The organism is Pseudomonas sp. DR 5-09, from assembly GCF_001655595.1.
Classification (GTDB): domain Bacteria; phylum Pseudomonadota; class Gammaproteobacteria; order Pseudomonadales; family Pseudomonadaceae; genus Aquipseudomonas; species Aquipseudomonas pharyngis.
This window is the reverse complement of sequence record NZ_CP011566.1, coordinates 5,683,130-5,709,290: the sequence shown is the minus strand read 5'-3', so window position 1 is coordinate 5,709,290 and position 26,161 is coordinate 5,683,130. Positions and strand designations below refer to the sequence as shown.

Annotated in this window: 21 protein-coding genes; 7 read left to right on the top strand and 14 right to left on the bottom strand. The window is 62.6% G+C overall.

Features of this window, described 5'->3' with window-relative positions:
• Positions 1-87: 87 nt before the first annotated feature.
• Positions 88-555 carry a bacterioferritin gene (gene bfr / locus PDR5_RS25685; RefSeq protein WP_064382244.1) on the top strand — a complete coding sequence of 156 codons (468 nt, stop codon included), beginning with the start codon at positions 88-90 and terminating at the stop codon, positions 553-555.
• 66 nt (positions 556-621) lie between these two features.
• Here the strand turns inward: bfr and uvrA are convergent, their stop codons facing one another.
• Positions 622-3,456, bottom strand: a complete 2,835-nt coding sequence (gene uvrA, locus PDR5_RS25680; RefSeq protein ID WP_064599779.1) for an excinuclease ABC subunit UvrA — start codon at positions 3,454-3,456, stop codon at positions 622-624.
• 191 nt (positions 3,457-3,647) lie between these two features.
• Here uvrA and PDR5_RS25675 point away from each other — a divergent pair, with 191 nt between their 5' ends.
• Both PDR5_RS25675 and PDR5_RS25670 read left to right on the top strand, forming a co-directional pair.
• The gene (locus tag PDR5_RS25675; RefSeq protein WP_039771979.1) at positions 3,648-5,045 is read left to right on the top strand and encodes an MFS transporter; all 1,398 of its coding nucleotides are present in this window, start codon (positions 3,648-3,650) and stop codon (positions 5,043-5,045) included.
• 9 nt (positions 5,046-5,054) lie between these two features.
• Positions 5,055-5,573, top strand: a complete 519-nt coding sequence (locus PDR5_RS25670; RefSeq protein WP_003228709.1) for a single-stranded DNA-binding protein — start codon at positions 5,055-5,057, stop codon at positions 5,571-5,573.
• 76 nt (positions 5,574-5,649) lie between these two features.
• On the opposite strand, the gene PDR5_RS25665 is transcribed toward PDR5_RS25670, so the two are convergent.
• The 7 genes from PDR5_RS25665 to PDR5_RS25635 form a co-directional block, all read right to left on the bottom strand.
• Complete coding sequence (locus PDR5_RS25665; protein WP_064599777.1) at positions 5,650-6,807, bottom strand: glutathionylspermidine synthase family protein; 1,158 nt, start codon at positions 6,805-6,807, stop codon at positions 5,650-5,652.
• A gap of 2 nt (positions 6,808-6,809) precedes the next feature.
• The gene (locus tag PDR5_RS25660) at positions 6,810-7,502 is read right to left on the bottom strand and encodes a DUF1190 domain-containing protein (protein ID WP_011336163.1); all 693 of its coding nucleotides are present in this window, start codon (positions 7,500-7,502) and stop codon (positions 6,810-6,812) included.
• A gap of 17 nt (positions 7,503-7,519) precedes the next feature.
• Positions 7,520-7,945 (bottom strand): DUF350 domain-containing protein, encoded by a 426-nt coding sequence (locus tag PDR5_RS25655; protein WP_064599775.1) that lies wholly within the window; start codon positions 7,943-7,945, stop codon positions 7,520-7,522.
• Between the two features lie 13 nt (positions 7,946-7,958).
• Positions 7,959-8,609 (bottom strand): DUF2491 family protein, encoded by a 651-nt coding sequence (locus tag PDR5_RS25650; protein WP_064599773.1) that lies wholly within the window; start codon positions 8,607-8,609, stop codon positions 7,959-7,961.
• A gap of 124 nt (positions 8,610-8,733) precedes the next feature.
• Positions 8,734-9,432, bottom strand: a complete 699-nt coding sequence (locus PDR5_RS25645) for a PspA/IM30 family protein (RefSeq protein ID WP_064599771.1) — start codon at positions 9,430-9,432, stop codon at positions 8,734-8,736.
• A 17-nt stretch (positions 9,433-9,449) separates the two neighbouring features.
• Positions 9,450-10,118 (bottom strand): YjfI family protein, encoded by a 669-nt coding sequence (locus tag PDR5_RS25640; protein ID WP_007955624.1) that lies wholly within the window; start codon positions 10,116-10,118, stop codon positions 9,450-9,452.
• 152 nt (positions 10,119-10,270) lie between these two features.
• Positions 10,271-10,825 carry a cysteine hydrolase family protein gene (locus PDR5_RS25635; protein ID WP_064599768.1) on the bottom strand — a complete coding sequence of 185 codons (555 nt, stop codon included), beginning with the start codon at positions 10,823-10,825 and terminating at the stop codon, positions 10,271-10,273.
• A gap of 100 nt (positions 10,826-10,925) precedes the next feature.
• Between PDR5_RS25635 and PDR5_RS25630 the strand changes: the two genes are divergently transcribed.
• The 3 genes from PDR5_RS25630 to PDR5_RS25620 all read left to right on the top strand — a co-directional run bounded on the left by PDR5_RS25630 (position 10,926) and on the right by PDR5_RS25620 (position 13,953).
• Entirely contained in the window at positions 10,926-11,921 is a 996-nt protein-coding gene (locus tag PDR5_RS25630; RefSeq protein WP_064599766.1) for a GlxA family transcriptional regulator, read from the top strand.
• A gap of 177 nt (positions 11,922-12,098) precedes the next feature.
• On the top strand, positions 12,099-13,205 hold the full coding sequence (locus tag PDR5_RS25625; RefSeq protein ID WP_064599765.1) for a DUF3182 family protein: 1,107 nt from the start codon (positions 12,099-12,101) through the stop codon (positions 13,203-13,205).
• Positions 13,195-13,953, top strand: coding sequence for an alpha/beta hydrolase family protein (locus PDR5_RS25620; RefSeq protein WP_064599763.1), 759 nt, complete (start codon positions 13,195-13,197; stop codon positions 13,951-13,953). The genes PDR5_RS25625 and PDR5_RS25620 overlap by 11 nt, the downstream gene beginning before the upstream one ends.
• Here the strand turns inward: PDR5_RS25620 and PDR5_RS25615 are convergent.
• From PDR5_RS25615 to PDR5_RS25595, 5 genes are all read right to left on the bottom strand, one after another.
• Complete coding sequence (locus PDR5_RS25615) at positions 13,941-14,942, bottom strand: lysylphosphatidylglycerol synthase domain-containing protein (protein WP_064599761.1); 1,002 nt, start codon at positions 14,940-14,942, stop codon at positions 13,941-13,943. The two genes, PDR5_RS25620 and PDR5_RS25615, sit on opposite strands and share 13 nt — an antisense overlap.
• Positions 14,939-16,225 (bottom strand): cardiolipin synthase ClsB, encoded by a 1,287-nt coding sequence (clsB, locus tag PDR5_RS25610; protein WP_064599759.1) that lies wholly within the window; start codon positions 16,223-16,225, stop codon positions 14,939-14,941. The genes PDR5_RS25615 and clsB overlap by 4 nt, the downstream gene beginning before the upstream one ends.
• Complete coding sequence (locus PDR5_RS25605; RefSeq protein ID WP_064599757.1) at positions 16,222-17,019, bottom strand: endonuclease/exonuclease/phosphatase family protein; 798 nt, start codon at positions 17,017-17,019, stop codon at positions 16,222-16,224. Before PDR5_RS25605 ends, clsB begins: the two co-directional genes overlap by 4 nt.
• Positions 17,016-17,942 (bottom strand): DUF72 domain-containing protein, encoded by a 927-nt coding sequence (locus PDR5_RS25600; RefSeq protein WP_064599755.1) that lies wholly within the window; start codon positions 17,940-17,942, stop codon positions 17,016-17,018. Before PDR5_RS25600 ends, PDR5_RS25605 begins: the two co-directional genes overlap by 4 nt.
• A gap of 102 nt (positions 17,943-18,044) precedes the next feature.
• Positions 18,045-19,256, bottom strand: a complete 1,212-nt coding sequence (locus tag PDR5_RS25595; protein WP_039771949.1) for an MFS transporter — start codon at positions 19,254-19,256, stop codon at positions 18,045-18,047.
• Between the two features lie 408 nt (positions 19,257-19,664).
• Between PDR5_RS25595 and PDR5_RS25590 the strand changes: the two genes are divergently transcribed.
• On the top strand, positions 19,665-21,770 hold the full coding sequence (locus PDR5_RS25590) for a mechanosensitive ion channel family protein (RefSeq protein WP_064599753.1): 2,106 nt from the start codon (positions 19,665-19,667) through the stop codon (positions 21,768-21,770).
• Here the strand turns inward: PDR5_RS25590 and PDR5_RS25585 are convergent.
• Positions 21,764-26,059 carry a DEAD/DEAH box helicase gene (locus tag PDR5_RS25585; RefSeq protein ID WP_064599752.1) on the bottom strand — a complete coding sequence of 1,432 codons (4,296 nt, stop codon included), beginning with the start codon at positions 26,057-26,059 and terminating at the stop codon, positions 21,764-21,766. The genes PDR5_RS25590 and PDR5_RS25585 overlap by 7 nt on opposite strands.
• Between the last annotated feature and the right edge of the window lie 102 nt (positions 26,060-26,161).

Sequence of the window (26,161 nt, the reverse complement as noted above, 5' to 3'; positions counted from 1 at the left end):
ATATCTTCGCTTTTATTGCGCTAAGTGAGTGACCTTCCAGTCAGGTTGGTTCAAACTACAGACTTTCAAGCAGGGAGATGTAGGGCGATGCAAGGCCACCCAGACGTTATCGATTACCTCAACACGTTGCTGACCGGCGAACTGGCCGCGCGTGACCAATATTTCGTTCACTCGCGGATGTATGAGGACTGGGGATTCACCAAGCTCTACGAACGAATCAACCACGAGATGGAAGAAGAGGCCGGTCATGCCGATGCGCTGATGCGCCGGATTCTGATGCTTGAAGGCACCCCGCGCATGCGCCCGGATGATCTGGATGTCGGCACTACGGTGCAAACCATGCTCGAAGCGGATCTGCGCCTGGAGTACAAGGTGCGCGCCGCGCTGTGCAAGGGCATCGAACTGTGCGAACAGCACGGCGACTATGTCAGCCGCGAGATCCTGCGGGTTCAGCTCAATGACACCGAGGAAGATCACACCTACTGGCTGGAAAAGCAGCTCGGCCTGATCAAGCTGATCGGTATCCAGAACTACCTGCAGTCCCACGCGTCCTGATTGCAATTGATACAAAAAAAGCCCCTGTCACTGACGAAGTGACAGGGGCTTTTTCATGCCCGGCAATCAGGCCCGATCGCGAATCAACAGCGGCTTGAGATAGTGACCGGTGTGAGATTGCTTCATCTCGGCCACTTCCTCCGGCGTACCGGTGGCGATGATCTGTCCACCTTTCGAACCACCCTCGGGGCCAAGATCCACCAGCCAGTCGGCCGTCTTGATCACGTCGAGGTTGTGCTCGATCACCACCACGGTGTTGCCGTGGTCGCGCAGGCGATGCAGTACGTCGAGCAGTTGCTGGATATCCGCGAAGTGCAGACCGGTGGTCGGCTCATCGAGGATGTACAGGGTTTTGCCGGTATCGCGCTTGGACAGTTCGCGGGACAACTTGACCCGTTGGGCCTCACCACCAGACAGCGTCGTGGCCGACTGCCCGAGCTTGATGTACGACAGGCCCACATCCATCAGCGTTTGCAGCTTGCGCGCCAGCGCCGGCACCGCGTCGAAGAACTCCCGCGCTTCCTCGATAGTCATCTCGAGGGTTTCGTGGATGCTCTTGCCCTTGTATTTGATCTCCAGGGTTTCGCGGTTGTAGCGCTTGCTCTTGCACACGTCACACGGGACGTAGATGTCCGGCAGGAAGTGCATTTCCACCTTGATCAGACCGTCGCCCTGGCAGGCCTCGCAACGCCCGCCCTTGACGTTGAACGAGAAACGCCCCGGCCCGTAACCACGGGAGCGGGACTCGGGCACGCCGGCGAAGAGTTCGCGAATCGGCGTGAACAGGCCGGTGTAGGTCGCCGGGTTGGAGCGCGGCGTGCGGCCGATCGGGCTCTGGTCAATGTCGACGACCTTGTCCAGATGTTCCAGGCCCTTGATGCTGTCGTGGGCTGCCGCTTCCAGGGTAGTCGCGCCATTGAGTGCCGTGGCACTCAGCGGGAATAGCGTGTTGTTGATCAGCGTCGATTTGCCGGAGCCGGAGACGCCGGTCACGCAGGTCAGCAGGCCGATCGGGATTTCAAGGTCGACGTTGCGCAGGTTGTTGCCCCGCGCGCCCTTGAGCGACAGCACCTGTTTCTTGTTGCGCGGCGTGCGCTTGGCCGGCACCTCGATCTTGACCCGGCCCGAGAGGTATTTACCGGTCAACGAATCCGGGTGCGCCATGACCTCGTCCGGCGTGCCTTCAGCGACGATCTGCCCACCATGAACACCGGCGCCCGGGCCGATATCCACTACGTAGTCGGCCAGTCGAATCGCGTCTTCGTCGTGTTCGACCACAATCACCGTGTTGCCGATGTCGCGCAGGTGCTTGAGGGTGCCGAGCAGCCGATCGTTGTCGCGCTGGTGCAGACCAATCGACGGCTCATCGAGGATGTACAGAACACCCACAAGGCCCGCGCCGATCTGGCTGGCCAGACGAATCCGCTGCGCTTCACCGCCAGACAGAGTGTCGGCACTGCGATCCAGCGACAGGTAGTCGAGACCGACGTTAACCAGAAACTGCAGGCGCTCGCGGATTTCCTTGAGAATCTTGTCGGCGATCTCGCCACGGCGGCCGGTCATCTTCAGCGCGCCGAAGTAATCGCAGGCATCGCCTATCGGCAGGTTGGTCACCGCCGGCAGGGTTTTCTCGCCGACCCACACATGCCGCGCTTCGCGACGCAGGCGGGTGCCACGGCAGTCCGGGCAGGACTGGGTGCTGAGGAACTTCGCCAGTTCTTCACGCACGCTGGCCGATTCGGTTTCGCGGTAGCGGCGCTCTAGGTTCGGCACGATGCCTTCGAACGGGTGTGAGCGTTTGACGATGTCGCCCCGGTCGTTGAGGTATTTGAAATCGACGTTCTGTGAACCGCTGCCGTGCAGGATGAACTTCTGCTGATCGGCCGGCAGCTCGTTGAACGGCTGCTCCAGACTGAAGCCGTAATGTGCGGCCAGCGAGCCGAGCATCTGGAAGTAATAGACGTTGCGCCTGTCCCAGCCACGGATCGCGCCTTCGGCCAGGGTCAAATCACCGTTGACCAGTCGCTTGATGTCGAAAAACTGCTTCACCCCCAGACCGTCGCAGGTCGGGCAGGCGCCGGCCGGGTTGTTGAAGGAAAACAGCTTGGGTTCCAGCTCGCTGATCGCGTGGCCGCAGACCGGGCAGGCGAAGCGCGCGGAGAAGATCATCTCTTCGCCCGGCTCGTCGTCCATCGGGGCAACCAAAGCGATGCCGTCGGCCAGCTTCAGCGCGGTTTCGAAGGATTCGGCCAGACGCTGCTGCAGGTCGGCGCGAACCTTGAAGCGGTCGACAACGACTTCAATCGTATGCTTCTTCTGTTTATCCAGTTTCGGCAGTTCGTCCAGCTCGCAGAGCCGGCCGTTGACCCGGGCCCGGACGAAGCCCTGGGCACGCAGTTCTTCGAACACCGACAGGTGCTCGCCCTTGCGCTCGCGGATCACCGGCGCCAGCAGCATCAGCTTGCTGCCTTCCGGCTGAGCCAGCACCAGGTCGACCATCTGGCTGACGGTCTGCGCTTCCAGCGGAATGTCGTGATCCGGGCAGCGCGGCGTACCGACGCGCGCATAAAGCAGACGCAGATAGTCGTAGATTTCGGTGATGGTGCCGACCGTGGAACGCGGGTTGTGCGAGGTCGACTTCTGTTCGATGGAGATCGCCGGCGACAGGCCTTCGATGGTGTCGACGTCGGGTTTTTCCATCATCGACAGGAACTGCCGGGCATAGGCCGACAGGGATTCGACATAGCGGCGCTGACCTTCGGCGTACAGCGTGTCGAAAGCCAGGGAAGACTTGCCGGATCCGGACAGGCCGGTGATGACGATCAGTTTGTCCCGTGGCAGGGTCAGGTCGATGTTCTTCAGGTTGTGGGTGCGGGCCCCACGAATCAGGATCTTGTCCAAAATGGCCTCGCTCGGCGGGCGTCGAAAACACAGGAGTATACGGCCAAATACTGGATGGATGCACACTATCAAGTGAAGGGTTTTTTGCCTTACATGAAGAGAGTTTCATCTGTACGCGTCAAAGCGTCGCGATATACCCCGTCTCTCGATGGGACTGGTAGAATCGCCGCCGGTTCACACGAGGTTTTTCCATGCACGATCCCCACAGCGAACGCATGAGTGGCAGCGAGACCCGCGCGGCGAGCGGTCTGGCCTTGGTGTTCGCCTTCCGTATGCTTGGCATGTTCATGGTGTTGCCGGTACTGGCGACCTACGGCATGGATCTGGCGGGAGCGACCCCGGCCCTGATCGGGCTGGCGATCGGCGCTTACGGCCTGACCCAGGCGATTTTCCAGATTCCGTTCGGGATCATTTCCGACCGAATCGGCCGGCGTCCGGTGATTTACCTGGGGCTGATCGTCTTCGCCCTCGGCAGTGTGCTGGCGGCTCAGGCCGATTCGATCTGGGGCGTGATTGCCGGGCGGATCCTGCAGGGCGCCGGGGCGATTTCGGCGGCAGTCATGGCCCTGCTCTCCGACCTGACCCGCGAACAGCACCGCACCAAAGCCATGGCCATGATCGGCATGACCATCGGCCTGTCGTTCGCCGTGGCCATGGTTGTCGGCCCGCTGCTGACCCGTGCGTTCGGCCTGTCCGGCCTGTTTCTCGCCACCGGCGGCATGGCCCTGGTCGGGATCGTGATCGTGATGTTCATGGTGCCGAAGTCCACCGGGCCGCTGAGTCATCGCGAGTCCGGCGTTGCACGCCAAGCGTTGATGCCGACGCTCAAGCACCCGGACCTGCTGCGGCTGGACCTGGGCATTTTTGTGTTACATGCGATGTTGATGTCGAGCTTCGTCGCACTGCCCCTGGCGCTGGTCGAAAAGGCCGGTCTGCCCAAGGAGCAGCACTGGTGGGTGTACCTCACCGCACTGCTGATTTCCTTCTTCGCCATGATTCCGTTCATCATCTACGGCGAGAAGAGACGCAAAATGAAACGAGTTCTGCTCGGCGCCGTGATGACGCTGATGCTGACTGAGCTATTCTTCTGGCAGTTCGGCGACAGCCTGCGGGCTCTGGTGATCGGGACGGTGGTGTTCTTCACCGCGTTCAATCTGCTGGAGGCATCGCTGCCGTCACTGATCAGCAAGGTTTCACCGGCGGGTGGCAAAGGCACGGCCATGGGCGTGTACTCCACCAGTCAGTTCCTCGGTTCGGCACTCGGCGGGATTCTCGGCGGCTGGATGTTCCAGCATGGCGGTCTGTCGGTTGTGTTCCTCGGATGTGCCGGGCTGGCTGCACTTTGGCTGGCCTTTGCTGTTACCATGCGCGAACCTCCCTACGTGACGAGCCTGCGCCTGCCGTTGTCGCCCGAAGCGATCCGCGAAGCGGGTCTGGTCGAGCGTCTCAAGGCCCTCGTAGGGGTAACTGATGCAGTGATAGTCGCTGATGAAGCGGCGATCTACATCAAACTGGACACCGAATTAATGGATCGCACCACTCTCGAACGCCTGGTGAACAACCCGGCGCAGACTGCGTGCGAAGCCTAGGAGAACGTTATGGCCCGTGGGGTTAACAAAGTCATTCTGGTCGGTACTTGCGGCCAGGATCCCGAAGTACGCTACCTGCCCAACGGTAACGCCGTGACCAACCTGAGTCTGGCGACCAGCGAGCAGTGGACCGACAAGCAGACCGGTCAGAAGGTCGAGAAGACCGAGTGGCACCGCGTATCGATGTTCGGCAAGGTTGCTGAAATCGCCGGCGAATACCTGCGCAAGGGTTCGCAGGTCTACATCGAAGGCAAGCTGCAGACCCGTGAGTGGGAAAAAGACGGTATCAAGCGTTACACCACCGAGATCGTGGTCGACATGCAGGGCACCATGCAACTGCTGGGCGGCCGTCCACAACAGGGCGACCAACAAGGCGGTGGCAACAACTACCAGCAGCAGGCGCCACGCCAGCAGGCTCCGCGTCCGCAGCAGTCGGCACCTCAGCAGCGTTCGGCCCCGGCTCCACAGCAGGCCGCACCGCAACCGGCCCCGGATTTCGACAGCTTCGATGACGATATTCCGTTCTGAGTCGCTGCTGAATTCGCGCTGAATAAAAAAGGCCCGTCGCTGAACACGACGGGCCTTTTTCATGCCCGCAGGTTTTTCAGTCAAGAATCAAATGCGGCAAAAACCGGCTCGAATCCTTGGTGATCAGGCTGTTGTCTTCGCGCACGCCAATCCCGGCCGCCTGGTCGCCGATCACCCAGGAACCGATCAGCGTGTAGCTGTCGTCGAACTTCGGCAAAGGGGCAAGTTCCTGCAGGATGAAGGGCGCATCGGTGTAGGGCCCATCCTCTTTGACGATCAGGCCTTCAGCGGTCTGCAACTCGATGTTGGCGCCTTCCCGCGAGAAGTACGGTTTACGCACCCAGCCCTTGGGCACCGCGCTGCCCGGATTCGGGTCGAGGTGCGCGGCGAGCAGATTCGGGTGGCCCTTGTGAAACTCCCATAGCAGGGGCAGGGCGCCCTTGTTGGAGAGAATGGATTTCCACGCCGGTTCGAAAAACTGGGTGTCGCACTCGGCGATCGCCGCGCCGAACGGTTCGTGGAAGATGAACTCCCAGGCGTGCAGCTTGAACAGGTGCGGAATCCAGCGATCTTCGAGATCCACGAAACGACCGTCAGCGCTCAGGCCGATGTCTTCGATGTCGATGTGCCGCGATTCGATGCCGACCTTTTCTGCGATCAGCCGCAGGTAATCCGTGGTGCCCTTGTCTTCGACCGAGTCTTTCATCGAGGCGAAGTAAAACGGCCGCGTGAGTTTCAGTTCGGCGAAGGCTTCGTGCAGCCGGGTGTCGATGCTGTTGAACTGGTCGGCATGGCGCGGCAGCATCCCGCGCTCGATACATTCCTCCAGCCAGCCCCACTGAAACGCCGCCGCTTCATAAAGGCTGGTGGGCGTGTCGTAGTTGAGTTCGAGCAGCTTCGCCGGGCCCTTGCCGCTGTAGGAGAAGTCCATACGCCCGTACAGATGCGGATGACCTTCCAGCCAGGACGTTCGGATCATGTCGTAGTACGACGCCGGAATGCTCAGGCGATCCAGCAGTTCTTCGCTGTGCACGACGCGGTCGACCAGGTCCATGCACATCTCGTGCAGTTCAGTGGTCGGATCCTCCAGATCGTTTTCGATCTGCGCGAGCGTGAACTGGTAGTAGGCGCGCTCGTCCCAGTACGGCTCGTCGTCGATGGTGTGAAACAGAAAGCCGAGGCTTTCGGCGGTCTGTTTCCAGTCGTGGCGCTCGGCGCAGTGGATCTTCTTCATGGTCAGCTGCTCGAACGGCCCCAGCCGCCCCAACCGCTGCGTGCGCTGGACTGGCTGCCGAAGCCGCCACGGGAGGTGGACGCAGCGACATTGACCGGTTTGCGGTAATCGCTGTCGTAGTCCCGCTGGCTGCGGCTCGGCGCCGATTCGATGCGACGGTTCAGCGTCGAGGTGTCGTAGGTCTGGCGGGTATTACGCTCACGATAAACCGGCCGCGAGTCGATCGCGCGGTTGTTGCTCATGGCATTGCCGATCAGCCATCCGGTGAGCCAGCCGTTGCCTGCACCGCTGGACGAGTGCGAAGTGCTGGTCTGATTGCTCTGCACGGCGGCCGCGTCGCCGGCGGGCATCTGGGCATTGGCGATCGCATCGAGGTTCTGCGCCGGCTCACCGTCCTGCGGCACTTTGAAGCCACCGAGTTTCGGTACGAAACGGCCGGCGGAATTTTTCTGACACCAGTCGGCGGCGAAGTCCGCGTCGCAGGCAGCCTTGTCGTCGTAGGCCGGGGAGATCCGCCGGTGTTCGGCCAGGGCTGCGACGTAGGCGTTCGAGCAGACATCCGGCGCCACTTCGGCGTCGACGCATTGTTCGACGCTCTGGAAGTTGCGTTGCTGCTCCTGGGCGGCCACTTCAGCGGAAATCGCCAGGGCTACCGAAGCGGCCAGCGACAGTTGAACGTACTTGCTTCGTTTCATCTCAGGCTTCCTGCCGATCAGTAGGACGGGGTCATGCACGCGGCGTTGAGCATGCCGACGCTGATCGCCACCGCCGCCACATAGATGCCGGCGGCGATTTCACCGTTAACGATGCGCTGGGACGTGCCTTTGAGCACCAGCCCGGTCGCCAGGAAAGCCAGCAATTGCACCGCGGCCGCGATCACCGCCCAGAGAACGAAGTCGAGGACGTTGATCGAATGAGCGATCACGTTGCTGGCCGGAATCGCGAAGCCGATGATTGCGCCGGACAGTGCGATCGCGGCGGCGCTGTTGCCAGCACGGATCAGCTCGAATTCCTTGTGCGGCGTGATGCGGGTGTAGACGAACTGAAACAGCATGAACAGCAGCACGGCGCCGATCAGGTAGGCGACGAAACCGACCAGCGCGGCTTTGTTCAGGGAGATGGACAACGCTTCCAGCATGGAAAACTTCCTTTTAGATGGTGCTCAAATCGGTGGTGTACAGCGAGATGCCCAGCGAGGTGCTCAGGCTGACGGTGCCTTCTTCGTCCTGTTCGACGGAGAACAGCAAGAGCTCGCGGCGATCGGTCAGGCCGGTCTCGCGGGCGTACAGCATTGAGTGATGGTTGATGGTGTAGGACTCGTCCGGGTTGACCACCTGTTCGGTGAGCGGCACCAGTTCGGTCTGGCCGCGTTCGGTGCCCCATTCACGGGTGTATTCGACACCTTCGTGGCGGTAGGTCGGCAGGCCGATCAGGCTGTTCGGCCCGGCCAGGCGCTGCAATTCGGCGTCACTGTTGACCGTCACATAGCTGACGTAATTGAACAGCGTCACCGATTCGATCTGATCGTCGCCCGTGACATGGATCTGTACCCAGAATTCTTCATCGTTCAGGTAGTAGCGATGCAGTTTGTTCGACTGACCGAGGTCGATCCAGCCGGCGCTCCAGATGGCCTGGGCGTCGGGAACCCGCACTGAAGTGCTGCCGTCGAGCAACAGGCCGAGGGTCGTGTCGAAGCGGATCGCCTTGCCCTGCGCCAGTCCGAGGGGGCCGCCGGCAGACCCGGACGCCGGCGCGGCCGACTGCCAGTTGCTGGTGCCGAGCAAATCTTTGAACCATCCCATGGGTACATTCCTTGAAGCGGGTGGAGGTATTCGTTTGCAAAAACGCCGCTAGTGTACCGGGCGCGCGGCGAACGAGCAGGCAAAAAAGAAGGGCACCCGGTGCCCTTCTTTACTCCCGCCGCCGTTACTGGGCGGACTTCTGCTTCAGACGCTCGAGGATGGCGTTGGCGCTGCCTTCGTTCGGCGTGATGCCGGCTTCGCGCAGCTTGCGATCCAGGTCGTTGCCGGTCGACGCATCGGCCAGCTCGTCGGCAGCGCTCAGCTCGGCAGCGCGTTGCTGCTGCTTGGCTTGCAGACGGTTCAGGGTGCCGACGGCGGTTTCCAGCTTGCCGTTGGCGCCGCCGCTGGCGATCGAGGCGCTGACCTGAGCCTTCTGCACGCTGTCACGGGCCTTGGCCATGTCCACTTGCTGGCGCAGGCTCTTGATCCGCGCTTCGGCCTTGTTGATGTCCTTGCGCATGTTGTCGGCGTAGGTGCCGAACTCGTCGCTTTGTTTCTTCTCGACGCCCAGGTCGTTGGTCAGGGTCGAGATCGCTTCGGCCACTTCCAGCGCCAGGTCTTCGCGGCCGGCGTTCAGGGCGGAAACGGCCTTGGCTTCCAGGTCCCTGATCTTGGCTTCGTATTCGCTCACGCGGTCGGCGGAGAGTTTGTGCTTGGCCATGATGGTGACCAGTTCGCGACGGGCGTTGGACAGCGCGCTGTCGGCGTCACGGATTTCCTGATCGAGGATGCGCAGGGCCTGTTGATCGGCGATCGCTTCGCCGACTTCGTTGGCGCCGCCGCGCAGCGCGGTGAACAACTTGCTCCAGATGGACTGAGTCATTGGATATTCCCTGTTGATTACTTGAAGAAGTGTTCGAAGGCTTCGCTGGCGCGCTGCACGTTGTCGACCAGGGTTTTCACCTCGGTGACCACGTTGGTCAGGCTCGAGTCGGCACTCAGTGCACCGAACATGTTGTAGACGGTCTGGCCGTTGGGCATGGTCTCGATGCCGATCGACGACAGCGGGAACATTTCCCGGCTGCGCAGCACGGCGTCGTTGAAGGCGCGCACGTCGGTGATCGAATCGATGTCCACCAGCACGGTGTCGACGATGATCTGCTGACCGGCGAGGGCGATGTGAATCGGCAGACCGCCGAATTCGTTCATTTCCAGCTTGAGGCTGGGTTCGGAGCTCTGGATCAGAGACAGCGTGATCTCTTGCGAAGCCACCTCGTCCAGCGCCTTGAAAGCGTTGTAGAGGCTATCGATGTTCCAGTTGTTGCCTGCGCTCATGTAATTCTCCGACATGAAAGAGCCAGCCAGAATCGGTTGGCGTAGCTGTTGCTCCATTTGCTTGAGCAAGCTTCGGTTTTCCGGAAGCACCCAAGTTTCGTGTTTCACATAACCGGCGGCAGCCAGGCCCGCGCGCATCTGCTTCATGTAGAAGCTCGACGGTTTTTTCGCGGACGGTGTCGAGCGCACTCCCTTTGGGCTCTCTGACTTGGTGGCAGGGGAGCGGCTTTTCATGGCGATGACTCCGTTATGAACATCTCACGCGTGAGCCACACTACAACCAAATCAAAATGCCATCAATGGCTCACGCGTGAGATTTTCATGACCCACGGAAAAACGCCCGCAACGAGGCGGGCGCAGGTATTTCCAGTTGTATCAGAGCGGGCTCAGCGGCTGGCGGCGAGGAATTCGTCGGTGGACACCACGCTGGCGTAGGCAAAGCCCAGCGCCGACATGAACGCCGCATGCACGTGGGCGGCGGGCACGGTCAGACCGTTGAATTCCAGGTCACGGCTGGCGCAGGCATCGTGGATCACCGTAACGGTGTAACCCAGATCCGCCGCCGCACGGGTGATGCCGTCGACGCACATGTGGCTCATGCTGCCGACCACCACGAGCTCCTTGATGCCTTGTTCGTCGAGGATCGATTGCAGCTCGGTTTCGCGGAACGAGTTGACGAAGTGCTTGAGCACCACCGGCTCGTCGGTGCGGTTGAGCACTTTCGGATGCAGCTTCGCGCCTTCGGAGCCCGGGGTGAAAAACGGTGCCTCGGGCGAGGTGAATTCGTGGCGGATATGCACCACCGAATCACCGGCTTCACGGAAGGCCGCGATCAGCCGGGCGGCGTTGTCGGCGGCGGCGTCGGCACCGGCCAGCGGCCACTTGCCTTGGGGGAAGTAGTCGTTCTGGATATCGACTACGATGAGCGCTTGCTTGGCCATGGGTGTGTCCTCGAAGTGTGGGTTGGCGTGGGTTCAGTATTGGCGCTGGCCACGGTTTCGAGGATTGGCCGCACCGACAATACACAGGGGAAAACTGACAATGGGTGCAGAAAGGACCGTCGCGGAACTGGGCGTGCTGATGTATCCCGGGGCGCAAATGGCGGCGGTGCATGGCCTGACCGACCTGTTCGGGGTCGCCAACCGGATCGCCGCCGAACACCAGGCCACGCAATTGCCGCTGCTGCGGATCAGCCACTGGCAGGTCGATGACGACCACCCGCCCGTGCGGGTTTACGACAGTCATCCCGGAGCCGACAACGGTTTGCTGGCGGTGTTGATCCCGCCGTCGATTGCCGGTTTTTCCGCGGAACAGATGCCGGCCGGGCTGCTGCCCTGGCTGCGTGAACAACATGCTCGTGGCGCGACGCTTGGCGGGGTTTGTGTCGGCTCGTGGCTGCTGGCGGAGAGCGGGTTGCTCGATGGTCGCAGCGCTACCACGCACTGGACTTCGGCCAAGGCCTTCGCCGAGTGTTACCCGAAGATCAGGCTCAAGGCCGACACGCCGATTGTCGACGACGGTGACCTGATAACGACGGCGGGGCTGATGGCCTGGTCAGAGCTTGGTTTGCGTCTGGTGGACCGATTGCTCGGGCCGAGCATCGCCAGCAGCACCGCGCGGTTTCTGGTGGTGGAGCACAGCGACAGTGCCAGTGCGTGCGGCAGCAATTTTGCGCCGATTCTCAATCATGGCGACGGGCCGATTCTTCAGGTTCAGCATTGGCTGCAGGGCACCGGCGCAACCGATGTCTCGCTGACGGCAATGGCCGAACGTGCGGGTCTGGAGGAGCGAACATTTCTGCGCCGGTTCCGTGCGGCGACCGGCCTGAAACCCACCGAATACTGCCAGCACCTGCGGGTCGGCAAGGCCCGGGAAATGCTCGAATTCACCAATGGCACCATCGATCACATTGCGTGGACGGTGGGCTATCAGGATCCGGGCGCCTTTCGCGCGACGTTCAAGAAAATCACCGGGCTGGCGCCGAGTGAATATCGCGCGCGATTCGGCGTCAGTCCGCCGCCTGCCGTGGCGAAGTAAAACGTACCCGTCGTGCAAAATGCCGGACCCTGCAGCGCGGTCGTGCAGATTGAAACGGGCGCGGTGCCAGTACGGGTTTTTCAAGTGGCTGATTTTCAGAGTGTTTCAGGCGAGCCCCGGTTGGCCTGATCTCTGCACCCTCTGACCTACATTCAACCCGCCGTTGGAGGGGGACGCATGACCCCGACATCCCGCAGGAAAGTGGTCGTCGCCCATTCGGTCCGGCCCGGCGCACCACAACATGAAGTGCAGACCAACAAGGCCCTCGCGCGATGGCTGGCGCAGATCCTCGGCCTCAAGTTCGGCGGCAGTTACGACGCTGAAAAACATCGCGGCCGGGATATTTATCTGCTGCCGACCCAGACCCTCGTTGGCGCTGCGGCCCGCGAACTGGGCGTGAGCGGCCCGGACGATTTGTGGGGCGGTTTTGTCGAGCACGATTTCATCTGCACCAAAGCCATCAGCCACGGTTTGCGCAGCCATCAGGCTCATGCGCCGCACGGCTGGTCGCCATTGTTTTCCGAACGGGTGCGCACCGTGGTGCTGGACGGGCTCAGTGTTTTTGCGCTTGAGGATGCACGGCCCGCCGCCGAACATCTGTTGTACAGCGGGCCGATCCGGATCAAGCCGATCCATGCCTGTGCCGGGCGTGGGCAGGAAGTGATCAAGAGTCTCGATGCGTTCGACGAAATCCTCGCCCGACCCGAGGCTGGAGAACTGTTCAGCGATGGCGTGGTGCTGGAGCAGGATTTGAGTCAGGTGGTTACCCACAGCGTCGGCCAGTCGTTCATCGGCGGCAGGGTGCTGAGTTACTGCGGTGATCAATACTTGACCAAGGACGCCCACGGCGAAGAGGTGTACGGCGGCTCGAACCTGCTGGTGGTGCAGGGCGGTTACGAGGATCTGTTGGCGCTGGATCTGCCCGACGACGTGCGTCTGGCGATCCGGCAGGCGCAGGTGTTCGACCGGGCGGCGGACGAGGCCTATCCGCGCTTCTATGCCTCGCGGCGCAATTACGACATCGCCCAGGGCCTGGACAGCGAAGGCCGGCCGCGCAGTGGCGTGCTCGAGCAGTCCTGGCGCATGGGCGGCGCCAGCAGCGCGGAAGTGGCGGCGTTGCAAAGTTTCGTCAACGATCCTTCGATGCGCGCGATCCGCGTGTCATCGGTGGAAACCTATACCGATCAAGCCCTGCCGGCGGATGCCATTGAGGTGTATCGCGGGCCGGCCGAAAACAGCGACTTTCTTCTCAAATACGTGATGGTCAAATCCTATGACGGCTAGAAGCGAAAGCATTCAAATCGACATTGATGACGAGCAGATGAGCGGGACCTTCCTCAGTCCCAAATCGAAAGTCCCCGGCGTGTTATTCGTACACGGCTGGGGTGGCAGCCAGGAGCGGGATCTGGAACGGGCCAAAGGCATCGCCGGTCTGGGCTGTGTGTGTCTGACGTTCGACCTGCGCGGGCACACCGGCGGTACCGGCATTCCGCTGAGCCGGGTCACCCGTGAAGACAATCTGCGTGACTTGCTGGCGGCCTACGACCGGCTGCTCGCCCACCCGGCGCTGGATACTTCGGCCATCGCGGTGGTGGGCACCAGCTATGGCGGTTACCTCGCCTCGATTCTTACCTCGCTGCGTCCGGTGCGCTGGCTGGCGCTGCGGGTGCCGGCGCTGTACCGCGACGAGCAATGGCACACGCCCAAGCGCGAGCTGGACAAGGCCGATCTGCGCGATTATCGCAGCACGCTGATCCGCGCCGACAGCAACCGCGCCTTGCACGCCTGCTCGCAATTCACCGGGGACGTGCTGCTGGTGCAGTCGGAAACCGATGAGTACGTGCCCCACGCGACCATCATGAGTTACCGCGCCGCGTGCCAGCAGACCCATTCGCTGACCCACCGCATCATCGATGGCGCCGACCATGCCCTGAGCGATCCGACCTCGCAGCAGGCCTACACCTCGATCCTCGTCGACTGGATCACCGAGATGGTGGTGGGTGAGCGGTTGAGCATCATTCAGTCGCGCTGATCAGATTTGGGTTTCTTCTCGATCCGCAACGCCTTGGCCTTGGCTTCTACCACCAGATACATGACCACGGTGATCAGCAGCGGCAGCAGAAAATAGATCGCCCGATACGCCAGCAGCCCCGCCACCAGGCTGCCGCGCGAAGCCTCGTGTTGCAGCAGCGCCACGAACACCGCTTCCAGCACGCCGAGCCCAGCGGGAATGTGGGTGATGACCCCGGCAATCGCGCTGATCAACAGCACTCCGAGCACCAGCGGATAGTCGAGTTTGCTCGGCAGCAAGGTGAAAATCACGGCTGCCATGAGCGACCAGTTCAATGCCCCGAGCAGCAATTGCAGAACCGCCATGCGCAGCGACGGCAGGTTGATTTCCACCCCACGAATCGACCACTCGCGACGCCGGGAAAACTGGCAGGCAACCAGATAACCGACACTGACCAACAGCAGCAACACGCCAATGCCCTGCAATGCGCCGCTGCTGACTTTCCAGCCAGGCGGCATGCGCACCAGCCCGCTGGCGAACACCACGCCGGCGATGGTCATGTAGCCGAACCAGTTGGTCGCCAGGCTCAGGCCGAGGATCTTGGCGATGTTGCTTTTGCTCACCCCGAGCCGCGAGTACAACCGATAACGCATGGCGATCCCGCCGACCCATGCGCTGAGGTTGAGGTTGAATGCATAGCTGATGACGCCCACCGGCAGGATCTGTTTCCAGGTCAGGTCCTGACGAATATAAGTGCGGCCGATCAGGTCGAAACTGGCGTACACCAAAAAGCTCAGCAAGGTCAGGCTGGAGGCGATGATCAGCGTGCGTACCTTGAAGTCGGCAAGGGTTTGCAATACCTCGGCCCATTCGATGCGGCTGGCGAACATCGTCAGCAGGACGATCAGCGCCAGAAAAAACAGCAGGGTCAGCGGACGTTTCCAGCGACTCCAGCGGGACTTGCTCGCCGGTGCCGGATGCACCGCCGCGTGGGCTTCGGATTGGCTCATGAAGGATCGCTCCCGGCGGCATGGGAAAAGGGTTTGAGTCGTGGCTTGTGCGCCGGCAGCCAACCGGCCATGGCCGGAAAATGCCGCAGGAAGTGAAACACCAGAAAGCCCACGGTCATGTGCCAGATCCGTCCGCGTGGCGATTTCGTGGCGTCCATCGCCTTGCAGTGGTTGTGGCTGAGGTCTTCGAGGCGTTCGAACAGGTGCCGATTGAAGGCGCGGTCGCGGATCAGCACGTTGGCTTCCAGGTTCAGCGACAGGCTCAGCGGATCAAGATTGCTTGAGCCGACGGTGCTCCATTCCTCGTCCACCAGCGCCACTTTGCCGTGCAGCGGCCGCTCGCAATATTCGTGAATCTGCACCCCGGCCTTGAGCAGGTAGTCGTAGGTCATGCGCGCGGCGAGTTTGGCCACCAGCATGTCCGGCTGCCCTTGCAGAATCAGCCGCACCTCGACTCCGCGCCGGGCGGCGTTGCGGAGCTCGCGCAGCAGGCGGTAGCCAGGAAAGAAGTAGGCGTTGGCGATCACCACCCGCCGTTGGGCGCGGCGCAGCACCTGCAGATAGACGTCTTCGATATCGGTGGGGTGGCGATCGTTGTCGCGGAACACCAGACGCACCTGACCGTCGTGATCATCGATTGCCATCTCGGCGCGCCGCTGTCGACGGCGTTGCCACCAGAACCTTGCGCGTCCCGGGCGGCCGCTTTGCAGCAGGGCGAAATGATGGATGTCGGCCACCGCCGGGCCCTGAATTTCCACCGAGTAATCCTGCTTCGCTTCGGGACCGAAATCGGCCAGATGATCGCCGGAAAAATTGATCCCGCCGATGAACGCAACCAGCCCGTCGACCACCACAATCTTGCGGTGCAAACGGCGGAACCAGTTGGTGCGAATACCCAGATGCTTGGGGGCCGGATCGAAGATCTGCAGGTGGACGCCGGCTTCGCTCAGCGCGGCCAGATAACCGGTGCTCAGTTCGCCGCAACCGAAGCCGTCGAGGCTGACGGTGGTGCGCACGCCACGCCGGGCGGCATCGATCAGAATTTCCTGCAACTCTTTCCCGACCTTGTCTTCGAAGACGATGAAGGTCTCCAGCAGGATTTCGCTTTTCGCTGCGCGCATCGCTTCGAAGACCCGGGGGAAATACTCTTCGCCGTTTTCCAGCAACTCGACGCGGTTGTTACCCTGCCAGCGATACTCGACATCGACGGTGCCGGGCTCGCGCACGGGTGGGTTGATGCTGACCGGCTCTACGGCGGATTTCTCCAACGGTGCACTGCTCATAGTTCAATCTCCACCGATAGCGGTGCGTGGTCGGAAAGGTGTGACCAGGGACGGTTCGCCAGCACTTTGGGCTGGCTGGCCTTGAGGTTGCGCACGTAGATGCGGTCCAGGCGCAGCAACGGCAGACGTGCGGGAAAACTGCGCGCTGCCCGGCCGTGATGCGCAGCGAACACCTCATGCAGACCGCAGGGTTCAAGCAAGGCATCGGCGCGCTGGCGCCAGTCGTTGAAATCGCCGGCGACGATCACCGGCGCATCCTCAGGCAGTTCGGCCAGGCGCTTTTTCAGCAGAGCCAACTGATCGTTGCGATGGCTTTCGCGCAGGCCCAGATGGACGCAGATCGCGTGCACTTCACGGTCGTCTCCCGGCAGGCGCAGCACGCAATGCAGCAGCCCGCGGTTTTCGTGGCCGCTGATCGACACGTCGAGGTTGTCATGGCGCACGATCTGGAATTTCGACAGCACCGCATTGCCATGATCGCCCTCCGGGTACACGGCGTTGCGGCCGTAGGCGAACTGCGGCCAGAGACTGTCGGCGAGAAATTCGTACTGCGGCATCGTCGGCCAATTGTTGTAGCGCTTGGGATGATGTTCGTGGGTGCCGTGAACTTCCTGAAGAAACACCACGTCGGCGGACACGCTGCGCACCGCTTCGCGCAATTCCGGCAGGATGAAGCGCCGGTTCAGGGCGGTGAAGCCCTTGTGGGTGTTTACCGTCAGCACAGTAAAACGGCGCTCGGTGGTGATGACCGTGGACTGCTCGTCGGTGAAGCCGAGCGGCTCGGGAATGCTCATGCGAGTACCCCCTCGGCAGCCGGTTCGCCGGGCACGGTTTCGAGTGTTTTATCCAGATCGAAGCGCTGCAGCAGGCTGCGGGCATCGAACGGCGCGCGGACCTTGATGTCGTTGTCGAAGTAGCAGAATACCTCACGGGATTTACGGGCCCGAGGCTTCAGGCGCGGGGCGATCAAATGGGCGTCGCCCGGTTGCCGGCCATGGTGCCAGTCATCAATCCGTTCGGCCCAGCGTCGCAGCGCAGCTGGGGTGTAGCCGCTGGCGTAAAGTTCTTCGGCACCGTGCAGGCGCAGGTAGACGAAGTCGCTGGTGAGGTCTTCGCGGTACGGCCATTTCCCGGCGGTGTCGGCGATCACCAGCGCAGTGTTGTAGCGCTTGAGCAGGCGCACGAAGTCGGGGTCAATGAAACTGTCGTTGCGGATTTCCACGGCATGGCGCAGCGTTTTTTTGCCGTAGGCCTTCAGGCTCGCGTGGCCGTGCAGGTGTGAGTCGTGCTGACGGGCGAGGGCGGCAGCGGCCTGGGTGTCGTGGGGCAACTGGTCGAGAAAGGCTTCGAAACGCTCGGGGTCGAAAGTGAAGTTGGGCGGGAATTGCCAAAGGACCGGCCCGAGTTTTTCCTTCAGTTCCAGCACCCCGGAGGCGAAAAAATTGGCCAGGGGTTTTTCGATATCGCGCAGACGGCGGATGTGGGTGATGAAGCGGGGCGCCTTGATGCTGAACACGAAATCGTCCGGCGTTTCGGCGTACCACTGGGCATAACGTTCAGGCCGCTGCAAGGCGTAGAACGATCCGTTGATTTCGATGCTGTTGACCGCCCGAGAGGCGAACTGCAATTCGCGTTTCTGCGCCAGCCCCTTCGGGTAAAAGTCCCCGCGCCACGGGGCGTAACGCCAGCCTGAAATGCCGATATGAATCGTAGCCATGCCGCCTCCCGTCGAAAGTCCCCATACGGCCTCTGTCTGTGGATGACTGCGGGCGGTCGCGGAAAGTTTCGACGGGATTACGGACGGTCGGGCTGATACGGATCAGTGCCCGGTGACGATCCGGGCCGAGCCTTCGGCGGGTTCGGCGTACACCGGGCCCAGGCGATCAAGGCGACCGCTCCAGGCGGTCAGGGCCAGTGCCACCAGCACCACCAGGCCGCCGATCCACGCGGTGTGAATCAAGCCGATGTGCTCGACGATCAGACCACCACCCCACGCGCCACCGGCAATACCGAGGTTGAATGCGGCAATGTTCAGGCCCGATGCCACGTCCACGGCGTGCGGTGTGTGATGTTCAGCCTGACGCACTACGTACACCTGCAAGCCCGGCACGTTACCGAAGGCGACCGCGCCCCAGACCAGCACGGTGGCCAGTGCCAGCCACGGGTTGGCGGCGGTGAAGGTGAGCACGAACAACACGGCGGCGAGCAGGGCGAAGATGATTTTCAGTGCGCTGATCGGCCCGCGTTTGTCGGCCAGTTTGCCGCCCCAGAGGTTGCCGACCGCCACCGACACGCCGTACACCAGCAGCACTAGGCTGACGGTGCCGGCGCTGAAGCCGGAGATGTCCTGAAGGATCGGCGCCAGGAACGTGAAGGCGATGAACGAGCCGCCGTAACCGATGGCCGTCATGGCGTAGACCAGCAACAGACGCGGTTGCTTGAGCACCTGCAATTGCTGCAACAGCGACGCCGGTTTGCTGTGGGCAATGTTGTTCGGCACATACAGCAGGCTGCCGATAAACGCGATCACGCCCAGTGCTGAAACGGCAAGGAAGGTTTCACGCCAGCCGAAATGCTGACCGATGAACGTGCCCAGCGGCACGCCGGTGACCAGCGCCACGGTCAGGCCGGTGAACATGATCGCAATCGCACTGGCGGCTTTCTCCTTGGGCACCAGGCTGGTGGCGATGGTCGAGCCGATCGAAAAGAACACGCCATGGGCCAGACCCGTGACGATCCGCGCCAATACCAGCGATTCATAACTCGGCGCCAGCCAGGCCAGCAGGTTGCCGAGGGTGAACAGCACCATCAGCGACAGCAGCAACAGTTTGCGCGGGACTTTGCCGGTGAGGGCGGTCAAGACCGGCGCACCGATGGCTACGCCGAGGGCGTAGAGACTGACCAGCAGACCGGCGGACGGCAAGCTGACGCCGAGATCGGCGCCGATGGTGGGAAGCAGGCCAACGATGACGAACTCGGTCGTCCCGATGGCGAAGGCGCTGAGGGTCAGCGCGAGCAGGGCAATGGGCATGACGGCACTCCGGTGGGGGATTGAATGGAGCGCAGTGTCGGGGTTTGGTGGGGGTGGAAAAATACAGGGGTGGGCATTTGATATTTGATCTGGGCGCAAAGATCAAAAGCACCCCCTCACCCTAACCCTCTCCCGGGGGGAGAGGGGACTGATCGATGTGTCCTTTTGAGTTACGCCGACGTGATACACCGAGCCATACTCAGGTTTCGACGCAGCATAGGCCGGCTCTCGGACTTGAGAACAAAACGAACTTTGCAGGTCGATGTAACTCGTGAAAACACCTCGGTCGGCTCCCTCTCCCTCCGGGCGGTCCGACGTTTCGGGAGGGCTGGGGTGAGGGGGCTCTTGAACTTTGTCGGTCAAATGTCGATCAGTTCCTTACAGGTTCAACCAAGGGAGCTCTGCGTTTTGACCAGGTTCAGGATCGCGATTCTATTGGGGGCATTGCTGTTGTTCGGCGGCCATGCAGTGCAAGCCGCCAGCCTGCCGGGCGTTCCGGCGGCCAGTGAAGAGCCGGCCAAACCGGAACCGATCGTCCAGGGCGGACTGCTCGGCGCCATCAGTTCCAGCATCGACGACGTGCAGGACAAGCTCGACCTCAACGAACATCTGGTCGACGCCTGGCGCCTGCGCGCCGATCGGGCGGCGGATGAAGTCGACAGGTTGGTCAATCAACCTTCGAACCGCTCAGGCTGGAGCGTGGCGGGGGATTTCATGATGCTGTCCGGCGTGTGGCTGGGCACGTTTGCCGTGTTGACGGTGCTCGGCAGCGTGCTGGGCAAGCGTCTGCGGGAAGGGCGCTGGCTGCGCACCCGCCAGCGCAGTCAGGACCTGCTCGGTTACCTGTTGCCCTACACGCTGCCCGCGCTGATCTGCCTGCCGCTGACCCTGTACGTCAGCCATTTTCTGTCGGCCTCGGTGGGGCGAGCGCTGGCGCTGTGTTTTGCCTACGCCACCAGCAGCGGGATATTTTCCACGTCGATGCTGTTGTGCGTGGTGGTGATGTTCAATGTCGGCCACAAGCGCCGCGCCGTGCAGATCATCCGCGACTACTGCCCGAAACCGCTGTTCCTGATCGGCTTTCTCGCCGCGTTGAGTGACGCCCTGACCAGCCCGCAGATCGCCCGGCAACTGGGCGGCAACATCACCAGCAGCATCGCGGTGTTCACCGGTCTGCTGGCGTCGATCATCTTCGGTCTGCTGGTAATTCGCCTGCGTCGGCCGGTGGCGCACCTGATCCGCAATCGCCCGCTGGCACAGCGCCTGAAACAGCCGTCGCTGCAGGAGTCCCTGAGGATTTTTTCCGGGCTCTGGTACTGGCCGATCGTGCTGATGGTGCTGGTCTCGGCGGTCAATCTGATCGGCATTGGCGAGGACAATCAAAAGGCCTTGCGCTGCGCGTTGCTCACCACGGTGCTGTTGATCGGTACGGTGTTTCTCAGCACCGTGCTGCAACACCTGTTCAAATCGCGCAGGGCCGAGGCGATCCAGCGCAGCAGTGCCTACAAGGAACGCTTTCTCAGCCTGTTGCACGCCTTGCTGCGGATCGTCATTGCGATTGCGTTCATCGATATTCTCGGGCGGATCTGGGGGGTGTCGCTGCTCGATTTTGCGCAGAGCAGCACGGTCGGTCGGGCGATCAGCAATGCTCTGAGCAGCATCGGCCTGATCTTCCTCGTGACATGGCTGCTGTGGGTGGTGCTCGACACGGCGATTCAGGAAGCACTCAAACCACCGGTCAGCAAACGCTCGGCGCGCCAGCCCAGCACCCGGGTGAAAACCATCCTGCCGCTGCTGCGCAACGCGATCAAAATCATCCTGGTGGTGATCTGCGCGATCACCACCATGGCCAATCTCGGGATCAACGTCGCACCGCTGCTGGCCGGTGCCGGGGTGGTCGGCCTGGCCATCGGTTTCGGCTCGCAGCAACTGGTGCAGGACGTGATCACCGGGCTGTTCATCATCATCGAAGACACCCTGTCGATCGGCGACTGGGTGGTGCTCGACTCCGGGCATGCCGGCACGGTCGAAGGCCTGACCATTCGCACCCTGCGCCTGCGCGACGGCAAGGGCTTCGTGCACTCGGTGCCGTTCGGCCAGATCAAGGCCGTGACCAATCAATCGCGACAGTTTGCGTTCGCGTTTTTCTCGGTGCAGTTCACCTATGACACTGATGTCGACAAGGCCATCGAGCTGATCCGTGAGGCGGGGGATTCGATCCGCGAAGACCCGTTCCTCAAGTACAACCTGCAGGGTCCGCTGGATGTGTTCGGCGTGGACAGGATGGACCTGAACGGCGTGGTGCTGACCGCGCAGTTCCGCACGGTCTCGGGCGGGCAATATGCGGTGAGCCGCGCGTTCAATCAGCGCCTGAAAAAACTTGTGGATAACAGCCCCTGGGTGCATTTCGCGCAGACTTATCCACAGCAGGTTCTGTTGCCCAAGCGGCAGGACGAAGAGGCGCCGCCGGTGCATTCGTCGGTGGTGTTGCCGGAGCAGGCGCGCACTCAGTGACGGGTCAGCTTGTTGCGGATTTCGCTCATGGCGGCGGAGTCCAGCTCCACCCAGAATTGCGGCTTGCCCGCGACCTCGGCAGCGACCGGTAACCCATCGCGATACACCAGCCGATTGCTCGCCAGCGCCGGCACTTTCGCCCCCGGCAACAAGGTCCCGGCGAGGTTCAGCGGATCGACGCCGCACACCGCGATCAGGCTGCCGTCATGGGGGCGACGGCGGACTTCGCGCAATAGCGGAATCGCCTCGGGCAGGGCTAATTGCTCGCCGGCCAGACCGCTGACAAAACGCCCGCCGCGAATCTCGCCCCGCGCTTCCAGTCGATGGAACGTGCGCAACAACTCGCGCCAGCTCGGCAGCCAGTCTGCTTCGCGCTCCAACAGGCGCCAGAACACCACGCCATAGCGGCGTAACAGGGTCATGGCGATGTGTTCGAGGGTTTCGGGCGACGCCGTTTGACGGTTTTCCACCACCGGCCCGCGACGCAAAAGCGCCCAGCGCCCGGCATCGTCCATGCCACCGACAAACGCCCCGCGCCCGTGTCGACTGCTGCGCTGCTGGCGCTTGCTCGCCGGGGTGATCAGCGCCCGCAATCCGGCAAAGCTGTCGGCATTCACCAGCCCGGCGCCGACCAGTTCCTGCAAGGCGATTTCCAGCTCGGTGCGCAGCAGGTGTGCTTCATGAATCAGCTCATCGAAAAACAACGCACCGTGCTGGCTCAGCGCGTCGAACACCTTGCGGGTCTTGGGCGACAGTTCGCTGACCGGCGTCTCCTCGGCCAGCGCGCTCCACAAGCCGACCTGACTGCGCGGCAGCAACACGATGGGGGTGCTGCGCAATGCCGTGCCACTGCTGTTTTGCCGGGCGCTGAGGCGCGTCCATACCAGTTTGCCGCTGCGGCACAGATCATCCAGCCAGCTCGGTGAGTAATCCTTGAGCCGCGCCGGAAGAATGTCGCTGTCCCAGGCCGAAGCGGCGGCCGGGTAGCCTTCGAACTGGCCGACAATCGCCGGCAATACGGCGTTGCCCTGACCACGGGTGGACGGGGACACGTGCTGCCAGTCGAACAGAAACCGCATGAAATCCTGCAACGCCACCGGCTCGATTTCCCGGCGCAGACGCTTGACGGTGTAGCGGTGAATGCGCGCCAGCAGATGCCGTTCGCACCATTCTTCAACGGTCGACCCCGGCGTGAAGTGGCCGCGCAGTACATAACCTTCGCGCTCCAGATGAGCGAGGGCTTGATGAACAGCGGCCGGCATCAGGGCTAGCGGTTCTGCAATCGCCGCCAGCGGTAGCGGACCGAATGCGCCGAGCCGCGCGCGGATCACTTCGATCAGTGCCTCATCGGCGGTCCATGCTTCGTCGAAACCGGGCAAAGCGGCCAGTTCAGAATGCGCCTGTGGATAAAGCGCTTGCAGACAGGTCAGGCGTTCTCTCGCCAGCCACAGTGAGTGCTCGGGATCGATCTGCAATCGGCAGGCTCGCCCGGTTTCGGCCAAAGCATTCAGCCACTCGCGCCATTGCGGATTGGCCTCGACTTCGCGATCGCTGATGCAGGCCAGGCTCATCAGCGCTTCATGCATTTCATCGGCGCTGTTCGGCGTCGGCCAGGCTTCTTCGCGCACGGCGTTGATCGCGTCGGCGTCCAGCGCGCCGAGGTCGTCGGTGGATTGCGGATCGCTCCAGCGGCGGTTGAGCACGGCCTGGGTGCGACGCTCTTCCAGCGGCGCGTCGTCGAGAAAGGTGTAGGGGCGGGCGCTGAGGATTTCCGCCGCCAACGGCGAGGGCGCCGGCAGGTCGCGGGCGATCAGGCGCACTTCGCCGCGCTCCATGCGCCGCAGCAGTTGCAGCCAGCCTTCGCTGTCCATCGCTTCGTGCAGGCAATCGTCGAGGGTCTGTTCCACCAGCGGATGCTCGGGAATTTCCCGTTCACCGGCGAGGTTTTCCAGGCAGGCGATCTGATCGGGAAACACACTGGCGATCAGGTCTTCGCTTTTCATCCGCTGCAATTGCGGCGCGACCTTGCGCCCGCCGGTGAAGCGCGGCAGGGCCAGCGCCACCCCGGCATTCCAGCGCCAGCGCACACCGAACAGCGGCGCATCCAGCACCGCTTGAGTCAGGATGTGCTCGGCACTGTTGCTGTGCAGGTAACGCCAGACTTCATCGAGTTCGAAACTGTGGCTGGTGGACAGCGACAGCACGATCGCGTCTTCGCTGGCGGCGGCCTGTAATTCGAAGTTGAAGGTGCGGCAGAAACGCTTGCGCAGGGCCAGGCCCCAGGCGCGGTTGATTCGGCTGCCGAATGGCGAATGGATGATCAACTGGGTGCCGCCGGACTCGTCGAAAAACCGCTCCATCAGCAGCGTGTCGCGCGACGGCAAGGCGCCGAGGGCGAGGCGGGCGCGGGCCAGGTAATCCACCAGTTGCTCGGCGCTGGCCAGGTTCAGGCCGAGGGTGTCGGTCAGCCAGTCGAGGGCCGGTTGCAGGTTGCCGGGGCTGGCGCTGAGCAGTTGATCGAGCTGCGCGTGCAGGCGCGCCACGGCCGCCGACAGTTCATCGCTGCGTCCCGGCGCCTCGCCGAGCCAGAACGGAATGGTCGGCGGCAGGCCCCGGGCGTCTTCGACCCGCACCTTGCCGGCTTCCACCCGCAGGATCCGGTAAGAGGCGTTGCCGAGCTGGAACACATCGCCGGCGATGCTTTCCACGGCGAAGTCTTCGTTGACGCTGCCGATGTTCAGGCTCTGGGGTTCGAGCAAGACGCTGTAGTCGGCATTGTCGGGGATGGTGCCGCCGCTGGTGACTGCCGTCAGCCTTGCACCGCGTCGTCCGCGCAGGGTTCGGCTGATGGCGTCGCGGTGCAGATAGGCGCTGCGGATGCCCTGACGGCCGTTGTAGCCTTCGGCGAGCATGCCCAGCAGCGCCTGATAATGTTTTTCGTCAAGGCGGGCGTAGGGCTCGGCCCGGCGGAACAGCGTGAGCAAACCGTCTTCGGCCCATTCCTGGCAACTGACCTCGGCGATGATCTGCTGCGCCAGCACATCCAGCGGCGCTTCGGGGATGTGCAGCGTATCGAGTTCACCCCGCCGCACGCAGTCGAGCAGGGCAGCGCATTCGATCAGGTCGTCGCGGGTGGTGGCGAACAGGCGCCCCTTGGGCGTGCCGCCGACCTGGTGCCCGGAGCGGCCAACTCTTTGCAGAAAACCGGCAATCGAGCGCGGTGAAGCGATCTGGCAGACGAGGTCGACTTCGCCGATATCGATCCCCAGCTCCAGCGAGGCGGTGGCGATCAGCACTTGCAGCTCGCCACGCTTGAGCCGTTGTTCGGCGTCGAGGCGAAACTCCTTGGCCAGACTGCCGTGGTGCGCCGCCACCGCGTGTTTGCCGAGGCGTTCGCTGAGGTGTCGACTCAGGCGCTCGGCCAGACGTCGGGTGTTGACGAAAATCAGCGTGGTGCGGTGTTCATGGGCCAGTGCTGCGAGGCGGTCGTAGACCAGTTCCCAGACGTCGTTGGCCATCACCGCCGTCAACGGCACCGGCGGCACTTCGATGCCCAGATCCCGTGGGCGCGCGTGGCCGATGTCGATGATTTCGCACGGGCGGTCATGGCCGACCAGAAATCGTGCGACCGCATCGATCGGTTTTTGCGTGGCCGACAGGCCGATGCGGGTCAGTGGTTCAGGACACAGCGCCTGCAAGCGTTCGAGGCTCAAGGCCAGGTGGCTGCCGCGTTTGCCGGCGGCGATGGCGTGGATCTCGTCGACGATTACGGTGCGCGTGGTGCCGAGCATTTTTCGCCCGGACTCCGAGCCGAGCAGCACGTAGAGCGATTCCGGGGTGGTCACCAGTATGTGCGGCGCACTCTTGCGCATGGCGGCGCGGTCTTTCTGCGGGGTGTCGCCGGTGCGCACGGCGGTGGTGATTTCCAGCGCCGGCCGATCCATTTGGCGTAACTGCTCGGTAATCCCGGCCAGCGGGTTCTGCAAGTTGATGCGGATGTCGTTGGACAGCGCCTTGAGCGGCGAAACGTAGACCACCAGGGTTTCGTCCGGCAGACCTTCCGGGGTTTCCAGGCCGCGGTGGACCAGTTCGTCGAGCACGGCGAGGAACGCGGTGAGGGTCTTGCCGGAACCGGTGGGCGCGGCGATCAGCGTCGAACGGCGCTGGCGGATCAACGGCCATGCGCGGGCCTGGGCGGCGGTTACCGTCGGGAAGGTGCTGCTGAACCAGGCGCTGACGGCGGGGTGAAAGCCTGCCAGCGCCGCGTCCGTGGGAAGGGGCAGATTCATGGCTCCAGTTATGCGGGTGGGTGGGCGAAGTTGCAAGTACCGCTCGGGATCTACACTTTACGGGTGACGGTTGCGCACTAAACCCGCAAAATGCAACGATTC

Bases quoted from the DNA above. Each gene is read 5' to 3' on its own strand.
- bfr (WP_064382244.1), top strand. From the start codon at position 88: ATGCAAGGCCACCCAGACGTTATCGATTACCTCAACACGTTGCTGACC.
- PDR5_RS25675 (WP_039771979.1), top strand. From the start codon at position 3,648: ATGCACGATCCCCACAGCGAACGCATGAGTGGCAGCGAGACCCGCGCG.
- PDR5_RS25670 (WP_003228709.1), top strand. From the start codon at position 5,055: ATGGCCCGTGGGGTTAACAAAGTCATTCTGGTCGGTACTTGCGGCCAG.
- PDR5_RS25665 (WP_064599777.1), bottom strand. From the start codon at position 6,807: ATGAAGAAGATCCACTGCGCCGAGCGCCACGACTGGAAACAGACCGCC.
- PDR5_RS25660 (WP_011336163.1), bottom strand. From the start codon at position 7,502: ATGAAACGAAGCAAGTACGTTCAACTGTCGCTGGCCGCTTCGGTAGCC.
- PDR5_RS25655 (WP_064599775.1), bottom strand. From the start codon at position 7,945: ATGCTGGAAGCGTTGTCCATCTCCCTGAACAAAGCCGCGCTGGTCGGT.
- PDR5_RS25650 (WP_064599773.1), bottom strand. From the start codon at position 8,609: ATGGGATGGTTCAAAGATTTGCTCGGCACCAGCAACTGGCAGTCGGCC.
- PDR5_RS25645 (WP_064599771.1), bottom strand. From the start codon at position 9,432: ATGACTCAGTCCATCTGGAGCAAGTTGTTCACCGCGCTGCGCGGCGGC.
- PDR5_RS25640 (WP_007955624.1), bottom strand. From the start codon at position 10,118: ATGAAAAGCCGCTCCCCTGCCACCAAGTCAGAGAGCCCAAAGGGAGTG.
- PDR5_RS25635 (WP_064599768.1), bottom strand. From the start codon at position 10,825: ATGGCCAAGCAAGCGCTCATCGTAGTCGATATCCAGAACGACTACTTC.
- PDR5_RS25630 (WP_064599766.1), top strand. From the start codon at position 10,926: ATGGGTGCAGAAAGGACCGTCGCGGAACTGGGCGTGCTGATGTATCCC.
- PDR5_RS25625 (WP_064599765.1), top strand. From the start codon at position 12,099: ATGACCCCGACATCCCGCAGGAAAGTGGTCGTCGCCCATTCGGTCCGG.
- PDR5_RS25620 (WP_064599763.1), top strand. From the start codon at position 13,195: ATGACGGCTAGAAGCGAAAGCATTCAAATCGACATTGATGACGAGCAG.
- PDR5_RS25615 (WP_064599761.1), bottom strand. From the start codon at position 14,942: ATGAGCCAATCCGAAGCCCACGCGGCGGTGCATCCGGCACCGGCGAGC.
- clsB (WP_064599759.1), bottom strand. From the start codon at position 16,225: ATGAGCAGTGCACCGTTGGAGAAATCCGCCGTAGAGCCGGTCAGCATC.
- PDR5_RS25605 (WP_064599757.1), bottom strand. From the start codon at position 17,019: ATGAGCATTCCCGAGCCGCTCGGCTTCACCGACGAGCAGTCCACGGTC.
- PDR5_RS25600 (WP_064599755.1), bottom strand. From the start codon at position 17,942: ATGGCTACGATTCATATCGGCATTTCAGGCTGGCGTTACGCCCCGTGG.
- PDR5_RS25595 (WP_039771949.1), bottom strand. From the start codon at position 19,256: ATGCCCATTGCCCTGCTCGCGCTGACCCTCAGCGCCTTCGCCATCGGG.
- PDR5_RS25585 (WP_064599752.1), bottom strand. From the start codon at position 26,059: ATGAATCTGCCCCTTCCCACGGACGCGGCGCTGGCAGGCTTTCACCCC.